The sequence below is a fragment of the Sphingopyxis sp. BE235 genome (assembly GCF_031457175.1).
In the GTDB taxonomy this organism is placed as follows: domain Bacteria; phylum Pseudomonadota; class Alphaproteobacteria; order Sphingomonadales; family Sphingomonadaceae; genus Sphingopyxis.
The window spans coordinates 935,734-951,129 of the sequence record NZ_JAVDWC010000001.1 but is presented as its reverse complement, the minus strand read 5'-3'; the positions used below and the strand labels follow the sequence as shown (position 1 = coordinate 951,129).

The 15,396-nt window shown below is 66.6% G+C and carries 12 protein-coding genes; 5 read left to right on the top strand and 7 right to left on the bottom strand.

Features of this window, described 5'->3' with window-relative positions:
- Together J2X38_RS04525 and J2X38_RS04520 are read left to right on the top strand one after the other, a co-directional pair.
- A complete protein-coding gene (locus tag J2X38_RS04525; protein WP_310251725.1) occupies positions 1–1,401 on the top strand; it encodes an FAD-binding oxidoreductase in 1,401 nt (466 codons plus the stop codon).
- On the top strand, positions 1,394–2,812 hold the full coding sequence (locus J2X38_RS04520) for an FGGY family carbohydrate kinase (protein WP_310251723.1): 1,419 nt from the start codon (positions 1,394–1,396) through the stop codon (positions 2,810–2,812). The genes J2X38_RS04525 and J2X38_RS04520 overlap by 8 nt, the downstream gene beginning before the upstream one ends.
- Before the next feature lie 134 nt (positions 2,813–2,946).
- On the opposite strand, the gene J2X38_RS04515 is transcribed toward J2X38_RS04520, so the two are convergent.
- Positions 2,947–3,783 carry a hypothetical protein gene (locus J2X38_RS04515; protein WP_310251721.1) on the bottom strand — a complete coding sequence of 279 codons (837 nt, stop codon included), beginning with the start codon at positions 3,781–3,783 and terminating at the stop codon, positions 2,947–2,949.
- A 177-nt stretch (positions 3,784–3,960) separates the two neighbouring features.
- Here J2X38_RS04515 and J2X38_RS04510 point away from each other — a divergent pair, with 177 nt between their 5' ends.
- Complete coding sequence (locus tag J2X38_RS04510; RefSeq protein ID WP_310251719.1) at positions 3,961–5,295, top strand: MFS transporter; 1,335 nt, start codon at positions 3,961–3,963, stop codon at positions 5,293–5,295.
- Entirely contained in the window at positions 5,292–6,458 is a 1,167-nt protein-coding gene (locus tag J2X38_RS04505; protein ID WP_310251717.1) for an iron-containing alcohol dehydrogenase, read from the top strand. The genes J2X38_RS04510 and J2X38_RS04505 overlap by 4 nt, the downstream gene beginning before the upstream one ends.
- Positions 6,459–6,561: 103 nt before the next feature.
- Here J2X38_RS04505 and J2X38_RS04500 read toward each other — a convergent pair whose 3' ends face one another.
- The 5 genes from J2X38_RS04500 to J2X38_RS04480 form a co-directional block, all read right to left on the bottom strand.
- Positions 6,562–7,629, bottom strand: a complete 1,068-nt coding sequence (locus J2X38_RS04500; protein ID WP_310251715.1) for an LLM class flavin-dependent oxidoreductase — start codon at positions 7,627–7,629, stop codon at positions 6,562–6,564.
- The gene (locus J2X38_RS04495) at positions 7,626–8,528 is read right to left on the bottom strand and encodes an aldo/keto reductase (protein WP_310252699.1); all 903 of its coding nucleotides are present in this window, start codon (positions 8,526–8,528) and stop codon (positions 7,626–7,628) included. The genes J2X38_RS04500 and J2X38_RS04495 overlap by 4 nt, the downstream gene beginning before the upstream one ends.
- 161 nt (positions 8,529–8,689) lie before the next feature.
- Positions 8,690–9,940: an MFS transporter gene (locus tag J2X38_RS04490; RefSeq protein ID WP_405053428.1), complete on the bottom strand. Its 1,251-nt coding sequence runs from the start codon at positions 9,938–9,940 to the stop codon at positions 8,690–8,692.
- A 145-nt stretch (positions 9,941–10,085) separates the two neighbouring features.
- Complete coding sequence (locus J2X38_RS04485; RefSeq protein ID WP_310251713.1) at positions 10,086–11,894, bottom strand: ABC transporter ATP-binding protein; 1,809 nt, start codon at positions 11,892–11,894, stop codon at positions 10,086–10,088.
- A gap of 265 nt (positions 11,895–12,159) precedes the next feature.
- Positions 12,160–13,164 (bottom strand): LacI family DNA-binding transcriptional regulator, encoded by a 1,005-nt coding sequence (locus J2X38_RS04480; RefSeq protein ID WP_192648376.1) that lies wholly within the window; start codon positions 13,162–13,164, stop codon positions 12,160–12,162.
- A gap of 206 nt (positions 13,165–13,370) precedes the next feature.
- Between J2X38_RS04480 and J2X38_RS04475 the strand changes: the two genes are divergently transcribed.
- The gene (locus tag J2X38_RS04475; RefSeq protein WP_310251710.1) at positions 13,371–14,438 is read left to right on the top strand and encodes a putative sulfate exporter family transporter; all 1,068 of its coding nucleotides are present in this window, start codon (positions 13,371–13,373) and stop codon (positions 14,436–14,438) included.
- Here J2X38_RS04475 and J2X38_RS04470 read toward each other — a convergent pair.
- The gene (locus J2X38_RS04470) at positions 14,435–15,277 is read right to left on the bottom strand and encodes an amidohydrolase family protein (RefSeq protein WP_310251708.1); all 843 of its coding nucleotides are present in this window, start codon (positions 15,275–15,277) and stop codon (positions 14,435–14,437) included. The two genes, J2X38_RS04475 and J2X38_RS04470, sit on opposite strands and share 4 nt — an antisense overlap.
- Between the last annotated feature and the right edge of the window lie 119 nt (positions 15,278–15,396).

Below are 15,396 nucleotides of genomic sequence, written 5' to 3'. Positions count from 1 at the left end.
ATGAATATTGCCGAAGCCTTGGCGAGCGCCATCGGCGCCGACCGCGTCGCGAGCGATGCGGAGGCGCTCAACGCGCGGCGTTACGACCAGTGGGCGGTCAAGCATCTGCGCGACTGGCGCGGTGAAGCAGTGCCCGCACCGGGCTGCGTCGTGCGGCCGCAGTCGGTCGAGGATGTGCAGAAGGTCGTGCGCCTCGCCGCCGAGAAACGCGTGCCGCTGATCCCCTTTGGCTTTGGCAGCGGGGTGTGCGGCGGGATCGAGCCGACGCCGGATGCGATCCTGCTCGACATGAGCGCCATGAACCGCGTGCGCTATATCGACAGCGACGATCTGCTGGCCAGCTTCGATGCGGGCCTCAACGGTATGGAGGCCGAGGAGGCGGTCGCGGCGCACGGGCTGACGATCGGGCACTGGCCGCAGTCGATCGCGATCAGCAGCGTCGGCGGCTGGGTGGCGACGCGCGCGTCGGGACAGTTTTCGACCGCTTATGGCAATATCGAGGACATCATCCATTCGATCGAGGCGGTGCTGCCGAACGGCGAACTGGTGACGCTCGGAAAGGCGGTGCGCGCCGCAGCCGGACCCGACCTCCGCCACCTGTTGATGGGTGCCGAGGGGACGATGGGCGTCATCACCGGGGTGACTTTCTCGCTGCGTGCGAAAGCGCCGCACCGCGATTACAGCATCTTCTACGCCGACGATATGCGCGCCGGGTTCGAGGCGCAGCGGCGGATCGTGCGTGCCGATTGGCGCCCGCCGGTGATGCGTCAATATGACGGGCGCGAGGTGCGGCGGCTGTTCCGCGACTATGAGCGCGACGGCAAGGCGATGCTGCTGATGGTGCATGAGGGGCCGAAGGCGCGTGTCGATGCCGAACTCGCAGCGATGCACGAGATTTGCGGGGCGGCCGGTCTTGAGGCTGGCGACCCGAACGCGGCGAAGCAGTGGATCGAGCGGCGCAACCATGTGCCGAGCTGGCGCGACATGTTCGAGCGCGGCTATGTCGCCGACACGGTCGAGATTTCGGGGCGCTGGAGCGAGATCGGCGCAATCTATGACGCCAGCATCGCAGCGCTCAACGAAATTCCCGGCGTAATCAACGCGTCGGCGCACAGCAGCCACGTGTACCGGTCGGGGATCAACCTCTATTTCAGCTTTGCCGCGACGTTCGAGGACAGCGCGAAGATGGAACCCGCCTATTTCGCCGGCTGGCGCGCGATCATGGAAGCGACCGCCAAGCATGGCGGCGGGGTCGCGCACCATCATGGCGCGGGACGCCTGCGCAAGCCGTATCTGCACCATGATCTGGGCGAGAGCGGCGTCGCGTTGCTACGGCGGTTGAAGAATTGTCTCGACCCCGAGGGGATCATGAATCCGGGCAATCTGATACCCGATGCCTGAGCTTTTGCTCGCACTCGATGCGGGCACGACGGGCGCCCGCGCCATGCTGGTTAATCCGGCGGGCGCGGTGCTGGGCGTCGACAAACGGGCGATCGCGAGCCACTTTCCTGCCCCCGGCTTCGTCGAACAGGATGCCGCCGAGGTTTGGGATATCTGCCGTGCGGTGATCGACGGCGCGCTAGCCGCGGCGGGGCGCAGCATATCCGATGTTGCTGCGTTCGGGGTGACGACGCAGCGGGCAAGCATTGTGTTGTGGGACCGGGCGACGGGCGAGCCGGTGGCGCCGATGCTCGTGTGGAGCGACTTGCGCGGGATGGACGAGTATAAGGCACTGCGCGCGGCAGGCTTTACCAGTTGGCCGCAAGTGCCGTCGGCGAAGCTGCCCGCGGCGATTGCGCTGTCGGGGCGCGATCCCAAAGATCTGCAATGGGGCACGCTCGACAGCTGGCTGACCTACAGACTGAGCGGCGCACATGTCACCGATGCCTCGGCGGCGTGGCTGACGGGCTATTATGATTATGCAAACGGCAGCGGGTGGGATGCGGCGTTGCTCGCGCACCAGAAGCTGCCCCTGACGATGTTTCCGGCGCAGGTCGATAGCTGGGGTGCGATAGCGGAGAGCGATCCCGCGGTGATCGGCGCGCAGGTGCCGATCACCGCGCTGATCGCCGATCAGGAAGCCGCGATGGTCGCGCATGGCGCGCTGGAGCGCGGCGACTGGAAGGCGACCTATGGCACGTCGGGCGTGCTGATGGCGGGGACCGGCGATGCGCCCGAGACGATCCACAACAGCATGCCCGCCGAAGCGCTCGCCTTTGCGGGCGGGAGGGCGCGCTTCTGCGTCGAGGGCATGGTGATCACCACCGGATCGATGATCGAGTGGCTGTGCGGCGGGCTCGGCCTGTTCGCGTCGCCCGCGGCGATGGAAGCGGCGGCGGCTTCGGTCGCCGATGCGGGCAAGGTCGTGGTGCGGCCGTCGCTCGCCGGGATGGGCGCGCCGCATGGGCTATTCGAGACGCGCGGGCTGATCGCGGGGCTGAGCTTTGCCGACGGGCCGGGGCAGGTCGCGCGCGCGGCGTTGCAGGGTATCGCATTCCGCTTTCGCGAGATCGCCGATGTGATTGCCGACGCCTTACCGGTCCCGGAGGCGCTGCCCGTCGCGGGCGGGCTGTCGGCGAGCGATACGCTGATGCAGTTGCAGGCCGACGCGCTGCAGCGACCGGTGCGGCGCCATGCGGTACGCGAAGCGAGTGCCTATGGCGCTGCGCTGGCGGCGGGGATGGGCGCGGGACTGTTCGGCGAGAGCGATCTCAAGCGGCTGGCGCGATACGATGCCGAGTTTCTGCCGAAGGTCGGGCGCGCTGAGGCCGATGCGGCGTTTGCGCGCTGGCGGGATGCGGTGGCGGTGTGATGCCTGCCCTTCCCTGTGCCCCTGCGAAGGCAGGGGCCCATCACCTGAGCTATCATCCCTCCGGCAACGTCGGCTTGGCAACGAAAGATTCGGTGATGGGCCCCTGCCTTCGCAGGGGCACGGTAGTATTGAAGTTAGGAACCGCTCACCTCGCTCCACAGCCCCCGCACGATGTCGCGCATGCGCTGCGCCTCGTCCCAGCGGTTCGTCAGTTCGCGGCCGTCGGGCGCGGTGATCGCGTAAGGTGGAGGCCCGAGTTCGCACATGAAGGTCAGCGCGTCGTCGCTCCGCGCCTGTTCGAGCCAGAGTTCGAAGCCGCGGCGCCACCATGCGATATGCTGGTCGCGCCAGCCCGCGTGCTGCGGCGCATCGAGCGCGACCTGTACCTGATGCGTCGTCGAGACGCGGCCGTGGAAATTATGGCTCCCCTGCAAGATCGTCTCGATCGCCGCGAGCTGGTCGCCCGAAAGCGGCAGTTCCATCTCGCCGGCGACGGGATAGTGCGACAGGTCGGCGGTAAGCGGCAGGCCGGGGCGTTCCTCGATCAATTGCAGCGTGAAGAGCAAATCGTTGGTGAGACGGCCGCGGTGGGTTTCGAACCACACCGGGAGCGGCGCGTCCTTCGCGACCGCGACAAGAGCATCGATCAGGCGCAGCGCGGCGCGGAAGTCGGCGGTCGGGCCGGCGATCTGGACGTTGAGATGGTGTGCGCCGAGGCGGTGGGCTTCGCCGATCCAGTGCGCGAGCTGGCCCGCGTCATGGACGAGAACCTGCCCTTCCCACGCGAGACCGAGCGGGTTCATCACGCGCGCGACACCGTCGGCGCGCGTGGTGCGCGCGAGGTTGACGCCGACACCGTCGAAGCCCGCGGCGACGACCTCGGCCAGCGCTTCGTCGAGGCGGTTTTCGATGTCGAAACCGGGGCATTTGTCGAGGCCCCAGACCGATTGAAGAACGAGCAATTCGGGCAACGGTTTTCCTTTCAGACAACGCTGTCATATCGCGTCGGTGGCGGGAGTCAAATCAAACCCGTCGCCCCCGCGAAGGCGGGGGCCGTCGGAGGCCTTGCCCAGCATTGCTGCATAAACCGACAGCGGCCCCCGCCTTCGCGGGGGCGACGAAAAAAGAAAAGATCGTGAGAGGATGAGATGAAAACCGAAGCCCCCGCCCCGCCCGTCATTGCGCCGGTGTCCCCGGCGTATCGCCGCTATGCGCTGACGGTGCTGCTGATCATCTATATCCTCAACTTCCTCGACCGACAGATCGTCTCGATCCTCGCCGAGCCGATCAAGAATGAGCTGCATCTGGCCGATTGGCAGCTGGGGGTGATGACGGGGCTCGCCTTCGCGCTTTTCTATACCGTGCTCGGGATTCCGATCGCGCGCTTTGCCGAGACGGGCGACCGGCCACGGATCATCGCGGTGGCGGCGGGGTTGTGGAGCGTGTTCACCGTCGCGTGCGGCTTTGCGCAGAATTTCGTGCAGCTGGTGCTGTGCCGGATCGGGGTCGGGATTGGCGAGGCGGGGTGCACGCCGCCCGCGCATTCGCTGATCACCGATTATACGCCGAAGGAGAAGCGCGCGTCGGCGCTCGCCTTCTATTCACTCGGCATCCCGCTCGGCGGGCTGCTCGGGCTCGCGTTGGGCGGTCTGATCGCCGATGCATACGGCTGGCGGACGGCGTTCCTGTTTGCGGGGGCGCCGGGGGTGCTGATGGCGCTGATCGCGTGGACGACGCTGAAGGAACCGCGGCGGCAGATGCACGGCGATCTCGCGGCGCTCAAGGCGGCGCGGCCCGACTTCAAGACCGCGATGGCCGAAATCCGCGGCAAGCGCACCTTCTGGCTGATCGCCTTTGCCGCCGCAATCAAGGCGTTCATCGGCTATGGCGCCGCAGCCTTCCTCGCGCCCTTCTTTTTTCGCAACCACGCCGAGGAGCTGACCGTGATCGCGAGCGATTTCGGGCTGGGGCTGACGGGATTTCTGGGCGTTGCGCTCGGCATCGTGCTCGGGCTGACAGGCGCGCTCGGCACCTGGATGGGCGGGCAGCTGGCCGACAAATATGGCGCGCGCGACCTGCGCGCTTATGTGGCGATCCCGGCGGTTTCGACCTTCCTCGGCATCCCTTTCTACATCGCGGGGCTGATGGCCGATTCGGCGGTGTTCGCGCTGATCATGTTCGCCTTTCCGCCGGTGCTCAACACGCTCTGGTACGGGCCGGGCTTCGCCGCCGTGCAGGGGCTGGTGCGGCCGCAGACGCGCGCGACGGCGTCAGCGGTGCTGCTGTTCATCATCAACCTGCTCGGGCTTGGGCTCGGCCCGCTCGGGGTGGGTGTGGTCAGCGATTTCCTCTCGGGCCCGATGGGGCTAGGGTCGGCGGAAGGCGTGCGCTGGTCGTTGATGATCTTCATCCTGTTCGGCGCGCTCGCCTCGGCGTTGTTCTGGATGGCGCGGAGTTCTATCCGCGAGGAGATGGTGAGTTGAGTATCGCGAGTATCGCCCTGCCCCGCATCTTTCGCATCGGCGGCGGGGCGTCGAAGCAATTGCCCGACGTGCTCGGCGCGCTGGGGCTGGCGCGGCCGTTGATCGTGACCGACGGCTGGCTGGTGAGCAGCGGGCGGGTTGCCGAACTGGTCGATGGACTGACGGCGGCGGGGATCGCGGCCCGGGTGTTCGCCGATACGGTGCCCGATCCGACGGTCGCGTCGGTCGATGCGGGCGTGGCGTATCTGCTCGAGGGCGATCACGACTGCGTCGTCGGTTTCGGCGGCGGCAGTCCGCTCGACAGCGCGAAGGCGATTGCGCTGCTCGGGCGGTTCGGCGGGGCGATGGCCGATTACAAGGCGCCGCATGTGCAGGATGCGCCGGGGTTGCCGGTGATCGCGATCCCGACGACCGCGGGCACGGGGTCGGAGGCGACGCGCTTCACGATCATCACCGACGAGGCGACCGACGAGAAGATGCTGTGCCCGGGGCTCGCCTATCTGCCGGTTGCGGCGCTCGTCGATTATGAGCTGACCTTTACCAAGCCGGTGCGGTTGACTGCCGATACCGGGATTGATTCGCTGACGCACGCGATCGAGGCCTATGTGTCGAAGCGCGCCAACCCGTTCAGCGACGGCATGGCGCTGCTCGCGATGCGCGCGATCGCGCCGAACCTGCGGCGCGTGTGCAGCGACCCGATGGATGCCGCGGCGCGCGAGGCGATGATGCTGGGCGCGACACAAGCGGGGATCGCCTTTTCGAACAGCTCGGTCGCGCTGGTCCACGGGATGAGCCGGCCGATCGGCGCGCATTTCCATGTGCCGCACGGATTGTCGAACGCGATGCTGCTGCCCGCGGTGACCGCCTGGTCGGCGCCCGCGGCGCTGCATCGCTATGCCGATTGCGCGCGCGCGATGGGGGTGGCGGACGAAGCCGAGGGTGACCAGTCGGCGGTGGCGCGGTTACTCGACGAGCTTGCGGCATTGAACCGCGAGCTCGAGGTGCCGGGACCGGCGGCGTGGGGCATCGACGCGGCGCGCTGGGACGCGCTGGTCCCGACGATGTGCGCGCAGGCGGCGGCGTCGGGGTCGCCGGCGAACAATCCGCGCGTGCCCGATGCGGAGGAGATGGCGACGCTTTATGCGCAGGTTTGGGCTGGATAAAATCTTTTGTTCATCGACAGGTAAGGCGAACGCTGCTTAAGCGCGCTCGCCCCGCCTCCTTCTCTCCTACGTCTCAAACGTGGAGGCGGGGTATCCTTTCAGATCAGAGCACCAGCGGCCCGTGCGTCATCTTCGGCAGCACATGGCGCGCGAAGAGATCGGCTTCGGCGGCGTGCGGGTATCCCGAGAGGATGAACGCTTCGATGCCCATGTCCTGATAGCGGTTCAGCTTTGCGAGAACCTGATCGGGGTCGCCGACGATCGCGGCGCCGCAGCCCGAGCGGGCGCGGCCGACGCCGGTCCACAGATTGTCCTCGACATAGCCGTCGTCGGAGGCGGCCTCGCGCAAGGCGACCTGCGCGTTGACGCCGAACGACTGCGAGTCGAGTGACTTGGCCTTGATCTCGGCGCCCTTCGCGGCGTCGAGTTTCGAGAGCAGGCGGTCGGCGGCGGTGCGCGCTTCGGCCTCGGTGTCGCGCACGATCATGTGCGCGCGGTAGCCGAATTTGAGGGTGCGACCGTAGGCGGCGGCGCGCTGCGTCATGTCGGCGATGATCTCCTTCACCACCTCTTCACGGTCGGGCCACATCAGGAAGACGTCGCAACCCTTCGCGGCGGCATCGCGGGCAGCGGGCGAGAGGCCGCCGAAATAGAGCGGCGGCGCCTTGCCTGAGACGGTGCCGACGCGCGCCGGTGCGACCTGCAGCTTCCAGAACTCGCCGTCATGGTCGAGTGCCTCGCCGTTGAGCAGGGTCTTGAGGATATGCATCGCCTCGACCGTGCGGCGGTAACGCGGTTCGGAGTCCATCGTCTCGCCGGGCATGTCGGACGAGATGATGTTGACCGTCAGGCGGCCGCCGAGGATCTGGTCGATCGTCGCGATCTGGCGCGCGAGTTGCGGCGGCCAGCTTTCGCCGATGCGCACCGCCATCAGGAGGCGGATGTTCTTGACCATCGTCGCGACCGCGGCAGCGAAGGCGGTGGTGTCGATGCCAAGCGCATAGCCCGAGGGGAGCAGGATATTATCGAACCCTTGAGCGTCCGCCTGCATCACGATGTCGCGGCAATGTTCCCAGCTCGATTTGAGCATCGGGTCGGGAACGCCGAGGAATTCATAGTCGTCGTCGCAGAGCGCCGAAAACCAGCTGACTTCGCAACTGCGGTCGGTCATGGCAGATTCTCCCCCATCGATGTTTGCAGCACCGCGTACCATTCGGCGCGCGTCCAGCGCGGGGCGAAGGCCTGCGGAATTTCCTTGATGCGTTCGACATTCTGCGTGCCGACGATCGGGATCGGGCGCGCGGGATGCGCCATCACCCAGCTATAGGTCGCCGCGGCGCGCGACACGCCATATTCGGCCGCCTTCGCGTCGAGCAGTCCGGCGACTGCGCGCGTGCGCTCGTCGGCCGGATCGCCGAGCCGGCCGCCGCCGAGCGGCGACCAGGCGAGGAAGCCCATGCCCTCGGCCATCGACTGGTCGAAGATGCCGTCGAAGAGCGGCGCGAGGTGGAGCGGCGAAAATTCGCTCTGATGGCTGACCACCGGGACGGGGAGGAATTTGGCGAGCGCCGCGGTCTGGGCAGGCGTGAAGTTCGAGACGCCGATCGCGCCGATCTTGCCCGCGCGAAACGCCTCCTCGAGCGTGCGCGCGATTTCCTGCGGGTGGGTGAGCAGGTCGGGACGGTGGATCTGCCACAGCTCTACATGATCGGTGCGCAGGCGTTTCAGCGAGATGTCGATGGCCGAGGTCAAATAGGGCGCGCTGCTGTCATAGGGTACGCCGAGGATGATCCCGCCCTTGGTCGCGAGCACCATTTTGTCGCGGAGGCCGGGGGCTTCGGCGAAAACGTCGCCAAGCAAAGCCTCGGCCGAGCCGAAACCGCCGGGAGTATCGCAGCCGTAGATATCGGCGGTGTCGAACAGGGTGACGCCGGCTTCGAACGCAGCATCGATGCGCGCGCGAGCAGTCGCGACGTCGACGCCGGCGAAGCGCCACATGCCCCATGCGATGGGTGAAACCTCATGACCGGCGAGAGTCACATTGGCGGGAGCGGGAAGAAAATCTGACATCGCTGTCATATACTCCATAAGTCGGGACGAGGGAAGCGGGTTTCGTATGCGTGCGAGCTAATCTCTTTCTTTCGTCATCCCCGCGAAAGCGGGGACCCAGAGCGTGCGTCGGCTTACTCCACACTGGGTTCCCGCTTTCGCGGGAATGACGAGGAAATTATTCAATGCGCCAGCACCTGCACCTCGCCATCCCGCTCCTCATCCACCGCGACGATGCGCGGCAGGATGAGGTGGATCGCGGCGAGCGCGACGAGATAGGTGACGGCGCAGACGAGGAACATCGGCAGATAGCCGCGCCCCGTGTCGAGCGACCAGCCCGCGAATTCGATCATCGCCATGCCCGAGAGGTTCCCGGCAAAGGCGCCGATGCCGATCGCCGAGCCGACGATGCGCGCGGGAAAGACGTCGGTGGTGAGGCCGAAGAGATTGGTCGAGAAACCCTGGTGTGCGAAGAGCGCAAGGCCGAGGATCATCGCGGCGGTCCATGCACTGTCGACGCCGACGAGCAAGGGCACGGGCAGGATGAGCAGCGCGTAGATGAGCATCGTCGTCTTGCGCGCCGCGTTTACGGTCCAGCCGCGGCGACCCATCAGGTACGACGGGAGATACCCGCCGGTGATGCCGCCGAGCGCCGCCATGAAATAGACGAAGGCGACGGGGAGCCCGAGCGTGCCCTGCGTCAGCCCGAAGACGCGGTGGAACAAGTCGGGCATGAAGAAGAGCAGGAACCACCACACCTGATCGGTGAGAGCCTTGCCGAGGATGACGGCCCATTGGCGGCGGTCGCGCAGCAGGCTGCTCCACGCGATCTTTGGCGCCGCGGCGTCGCGCGCGGCGTTCGGCTGTTCGGGAATGCGCACCATCAGCCAGACCACGACCCAGACGAGGCCGAGCCCGCCCGCGATCAGGAAGGTCGCCTGCCAGCCCCACATCAGCGCCATCAGCGGGATCAGCAAAGGCGTCAGGATCGCGCCGACGTTGGGTGCGATGCCGCCGAGCCCGAGGACGAAACTGCGTTCTTTCGCGTTAAAGTAAGTCGCGGCGGTCTTCACCGCGGCGGGGGTGCCGATCGATTCGGCGGCGCCGAGGACGGCACGCGAGGCGACGAAGCCCGAAACGGTCGAGGCGAAGGCGTGCGCCATGCCCGCGAGACTCCACACGCCGACGCCGATCGCGAAGCCCCAGCGGAGGCCAACCTTGTCGATGAACCAGCCGGTGCCGAGGAAGGCGAGCGCGGCGGCGAACTGGAAGGCCGACGCCATGTGGCTGTAATCCCGGTCGGTCCAGTCGAACTCGAGCTGGAGCGTCGGCTTCAAAAGCGCGAGAATCTGGCGATCGACATAGTTGAGGACGATCGCGATGAAGACGAGTCCCACCACGAGCCAGCGGCGTTTATCGGCGATTTGCGCCAAGATCGTCTCTCCCCGAATCCATCTGTCCGGCGGATGAGATAACGTTGTCATATCGGAATGGACAGCGGTTTTTTTGATTCTGGGGTGCGGGCAGGCTCCCGATCATTTCCCCAAGGACAACGACCGGTGGCCTGCCCGCTTGGCGTTATGCGTCGATCAACGCCGGATCCTCGTCATCCTCGTCGATGATATTGCCCGACTGCCGATCGAACAGCCGGCGATACTGACCGTCGGGATCGGCCAGCAGCGCTTCATGGTTGCCATCCTCGATCACCCGCCCCTGATCGAACACGAGGATTCGGTCGAGCGTGCGCACTGTCGACAGGCGGTGCGCGATGACGATCGCGGTGCGCCCCTTCATCAGCCGGTCCATCGCCTGCTGGATCAACGCCTCGCTTTCCGAATCGAGGCTCGACGTCGCCTCGTCGAGGATCAGGATCGGCGCGTCGGCGAGGAAGGCGCGTGCGAGCGCCACGCGCTGACGCTCGCCGCCCGACAGCTTGACCCCGCGCTCGCCGACAAGCGTCGCGTAACCGCGCGGGAGCCGGGCGATGAAGTCGTGCGCGTTGGCGAGCCGTGCCGCCGCCTCGACCTCCGCCCGGGTCGCGCCGGGACGGGCATAGGCGATATTGTCGGCAAGGCTGCGGTGGAACAGGATCGGCTCCTGCTGCACGATCGCGATCTGCGCGCGCAGCGACTGTTGGGTCGCGTGCGAAACATCCTGCCCGTCGATCGTCACCCGCCCCTCGTTCACGTCGTAGAGGCGCTGGATGAGTTTGACGAAGCTCGTCTTGCCCGATCCCGAATGGCCGACAAGACCGATCCGCTCGCCACCCCGGATCAGGACGTCGAGATGTTCGTAGAGCGGCGTTTCGTGCCCGCCATAGCGGAAGGTGACATCGTCGAAGCGTATTTCGCCGGCGCCGATCCGGATCGGCGCGGCGTCCGCCCGGTCCTCGATCCCCAGCGGCTGGTCGTGAAGATCGACGAGTTCCTCCATCTCGTTCACCGAGCGTTGCAGGTGATGGATATGGAAGCCGATGTCGACGAGATAGCCGTGGACGACGAAATAGCTGGTGAGCACGAAGGCGACGTCGCCCGGCGTTGCGGCGCCGCGCCACCACAGCCACAGCGCGACGCCGGTGATCGCACTGCGCACAACCCAGAGGAGCAGGATCTGGGCGCTGCCCGACCAGGTGTAGCGCATCCACGTCCGCCGCGTGCGCTTCGCCCATTTGGCGAGCAATGTTCCGACACGCGCTTCCTCGCGGTCCTCGGCGCCGAACGCCTTGACGACGGCGTTGGAACCGATCGCGTCGGAGAGGAGGCCGCCAAGCTTTGTGTCCCATGCGTTCGACAGCGTCGCCGCGGGCGAGGCCCAGCGCGCGGCGAGTGCGACAGTCATCGCGACATAGAGCGCCGCGCCGATGCCCATGACGAGCCCGAGCACCGGCCAGTGCCAGCCGAGGAGGAGCATCGTGCCGACAAGCACGACGGCCGACGGCAGCAGCTGCAGCAGCAGCACGTCGTTGAGCGTGTCGAACGCCCACATGCCGCGCGTGATCTTGCGCACCGTCGAACCGGCGAAGGCGTTGGCGTGCCAGTCGGTCGAGAAACGCTGGACGCGGTGAAAGCTGCCCTGCGTCACGCCCTGCATCATGCGCAGCGTGAAGGGGATGATGCCCGCCCAGGCGAAATGGCGGAGGATCACCATCGCGAGGCCGAGCGCCGCCATCGCCGCGAAAAGCGCGAGCGCGCCGTCCTGCCGGCCGGCAGCGAGCGCGTCGATCAGCCGGCCGGCGTACAGCGGCACGAAAATCTCGGTGACCGTCGCGACGGTGATGAACAGGGCGATGAAGGCGGCGCGCCCGCGTTGCACGGCCCAGTGGCGGAAAGTGAAGTCGAGGACGCGGCGAATCGAATTCGCGCGGCCCGTGTCGGGTGTCGATGTCATATCATGAACCGGCGCGAAAGCGCCGTCTCCAAAGCGTTGTATCAGGGGGCGATCGGGTCGGAAAACCGGATCACGGAGGCTTCAGGACCTAGTGGTCGAAGCGCTCGAAGGCTCTAAACCTTCCGGGAGGGCATGCTGCGATCGAAAATTTCATTGCGCCCTCCTTTCTTCGCATTGGAACGGACGGCCGGTGTACCGGCCTGCCATCTGCTTGGCAAGTCCTGACTTTTCCGCCCGATGGGCGGGCCGGGGCGGCCCCTCCCGCTCAGCCTTTCGGCGCCGCGGTCGAGCCGCGCACGACCAGCTTGTGCGGAAGCTGCCGGCGCTCGATCGTCTCGCCGAATTCGAGCAGCAGGTCGGCGGCGGCGTAGCCGAGGTCGCGGATCGGCTGGTGGATCGTGGTCAGCGACGGCCAGACGACCTGTGCGAGGTCGGTGTCGTCGAAGCCCGCAACCGACAGTTGGTCGGGCACCGATACGCCCAGCCGGTGCGCCGCCGCGAGCACGCCCGCCGCCATATCGTCGCTGCTCGCAAAGATCGCGGTCGGCGGCTGGTCGAGCGCCAGCAAGGCTTCGGCCGCGGCGGTCCCCGACTGGAAATCGAACTGGCCCGGAAAGACCAGCGCCGCGTCGAAGCCGATGCCTGCGCGCTGGAGCGCCTGCCGATATCCGGTCAGCCGCTGGCCGCTCGCGAAATAATTGCCATGCCCGGTGACGAAGCCGATGCGGCGGTGGCCGAGCGAGATGAGGTACGCGGTCATGTCGTCGGCCGCCTGCACATTGTCGATGTAAACCGCTGAGGTTGCGGTCAGATCGGTGCCCGGCTGGACGCGCACGACGGGAATCTTGCGGCGAAACAGCTCGGCGAGCGCGGTGCCGACGTCGGTCACCGGGGGGGTCATGATGATGCCGTCGAGCTGCGCCTGATCGATCAGCGCGCCGATGTCGTCGACGAGGCCGGGCGAGTTGATGTCGCACGGCTGGACGATCATGCGAAAGTCGGCCTCGCGGCAGCGCTGTCCGACGCCGGCCTGCATGTTGAAGATATAATAGGGGCTGGGGTTGTCGTGGATCAGCCCGATCTGGAACGAGCGTTTTCCCGCGAGCGTGCGCGCCGCCTGGCTCGGGTGATAGTTGAGGCGCGCGACGGCTTCCTCGACCTTTTGCCGCATGTCGTCGCTGACATAGCGTTCCTTGTTGAGCACGCGCGAGACGGTCTTGATCGACACGCCGGCGACGCGCGACACATCCTTGATCGTCGCCCGGGTCATGCGCGCTTGCGCTCCGCACCCGGCTGGAAAATCCTCGTCACGGCTGCGCATCTCCCCGTTCGGCCTGTTGACCACCGCTGTCTTCTTTGGCGCTGTCTGCTTTGGCGCGTCGCGCCGCGCGCCGCAAGAGAAGCCTTGCGCCAGCGCCCGCGTTGGCGATATGGCGCAATCTTATGACAGCGTTAGACAGAAACGATCTGACATCGATGCGCCATGCGCATTGGAACAATTTGCCGAGCGGCGGGGACCTGTTCGGCGAATTGCATCTCGCGCAGACCAGGGCCGGCACGGCGCCGAAAGGCCGCCTGTTTCCGGGTCTCGCCGCCTGCGCGGTGGCATCGGCGGCCGCGGCATGGCTGTCCGACCATTATGGTTTTCCGATCATCCTGCTTGGCCTGCTCGTCGGGCTGGCGCTCAATTTCATCGCGACGAACGAGGCGACGCACCGCGGGCTCGACTTCGCTTCGCGCACCTTCCTGCGCATCGGGATCGTCGTGCTCGGGCTGCAGGTGACCTTTCTGCAGATCGCGGTGCTCGGGCCGGTGCCGTTCGCGGCGCTGATCATCATCATGACGCTGACGATGGGCGCGGGATTTCTGGGCGCGCGGATTTCGGGACAATCCGCCTACGCCGGGCTGCTCGCGGGCGGTGCGACCGCAATCTGCGGCGCGAGCGCGGCGCTGGCGCTCTATGGCGTGATCGGGCGGCAGCGGCTGTCGCAGGCGCAGTTCGCCTTGACCCTCGTCGGCGTCTCGCTCGCCAGCGCGCTCGCGATGACCATCTATCCGCTGCTCGCCGCGCGGTTCGGGCTGAGCGATGCGCAAGCGGGATTCCTGATCGGCGCGTCGATCCATGATGTCGCGCAGGCGATCGGCGGCGGCTATGCCTTTTCCGACGCGGCGGGGGCGAGCGCGACGATCGTCAAGCTGGCGCGCGTCGCGCTGCTCGCCCCGGTGGTGGCGCTCGTCGGGCTGCTGCTGAAGCCCGAGGACGGCAGCGACGGGCGCATCTGGCGGCGCCTTGCCCTGCCCTGGTTCATCGTCGCTTTCTTTGCGATGGTGACGCTGAACAGCCTTGCGCCGATCCCCGATGCGATGCGCGGCGGCGCGTTGACCGCGTCGAAGGCGCTGCTGCTGCTCGCGGTGACCGCGACCGCGATGCGGACGCGGATGGACTTGCTGCTCGACATGGGCTGGCGCGCGGGCGTTCCGGTGCTGCTGGCGTCGCTGGCGAGCTTTGCCGTGTCGCTGCTCTTCGCGCTCGCGATCGTCTAAAGCCCGAGCAGCTTTCGCGCATTGCCCGAGCGGATCTTGGCGCGCTCCTCGTCGGTCAGGTCGAGCTTGGCGAAGGCTTCAAGCGTTTTGGGTAGCGAAATTTGCGGGAAGTCCGACGCGATCAGCACATGGTCGACGCCGACGTTGCGGATCGTCCAGACATATTCGGCCTCGATCGGCGAATCCGCGGCGAGGATGACGCTTGCCGAAATGTCGAAATAGATATTGTCGGCGAAGAGATTTTCGGCGGTGCGCGCGAGCGCGAGGATGTTCCAGAAGCGGAAACCCAGCCCGCCCATATGGCCGAAGATGAATTTCGTCTTCGGCGCCGCGAGCGCGAGGTTGAAGAGTTTCTCATTGTCGCTGGGGACGATGCTGGCGTTGTCCATGACGACGATCATGCCCCGGTCGCCCGCTCGCTTGACGAGCGTCAGCACGCGCGGGTCGGCGGCATCGAATTTCTGGGTGTGCGGGTGGATCTTGAGCAGCTTGATCCCGCGCGCGGCCACGCGGTCGACCTCCGCGAGCGCGGCGTCGCCGTCATAGGGGTGGACCGTGGCGATCGCGATCATATCGGGGTTCTTTGCCGCGAGCGCGATCAGTTCGTCGTTGCGTTTGCCGATGTCGGCGGGGTTGCCTGCGAGTGCCTGATTGGGGCCGCCGAACCACATCGCGCCAAACGCCGTGACCGGCTGGTTCGCAGCTTTGAGCTGCGCGCGATATTCGGCAATCGATGCCTCGCCCTTGTGCAGATGAACGTGGGTGTCGACGACGGCGTCCTGTGCAAAAGCGGGCGCGGCGGACGCCAGAAGAACAATCGAAAGCAGCAAGGTTCGCATGGGGGCTCCGGGAAGGATAGGGTTGGGTGCCCCTGACCTGCCACAAAGCCGGCGGTTGGCCAATTACCTTGGAAGCCATTGTTCGAAGAGAAGAATGCATGACGCCGCCCCCGCCGGGA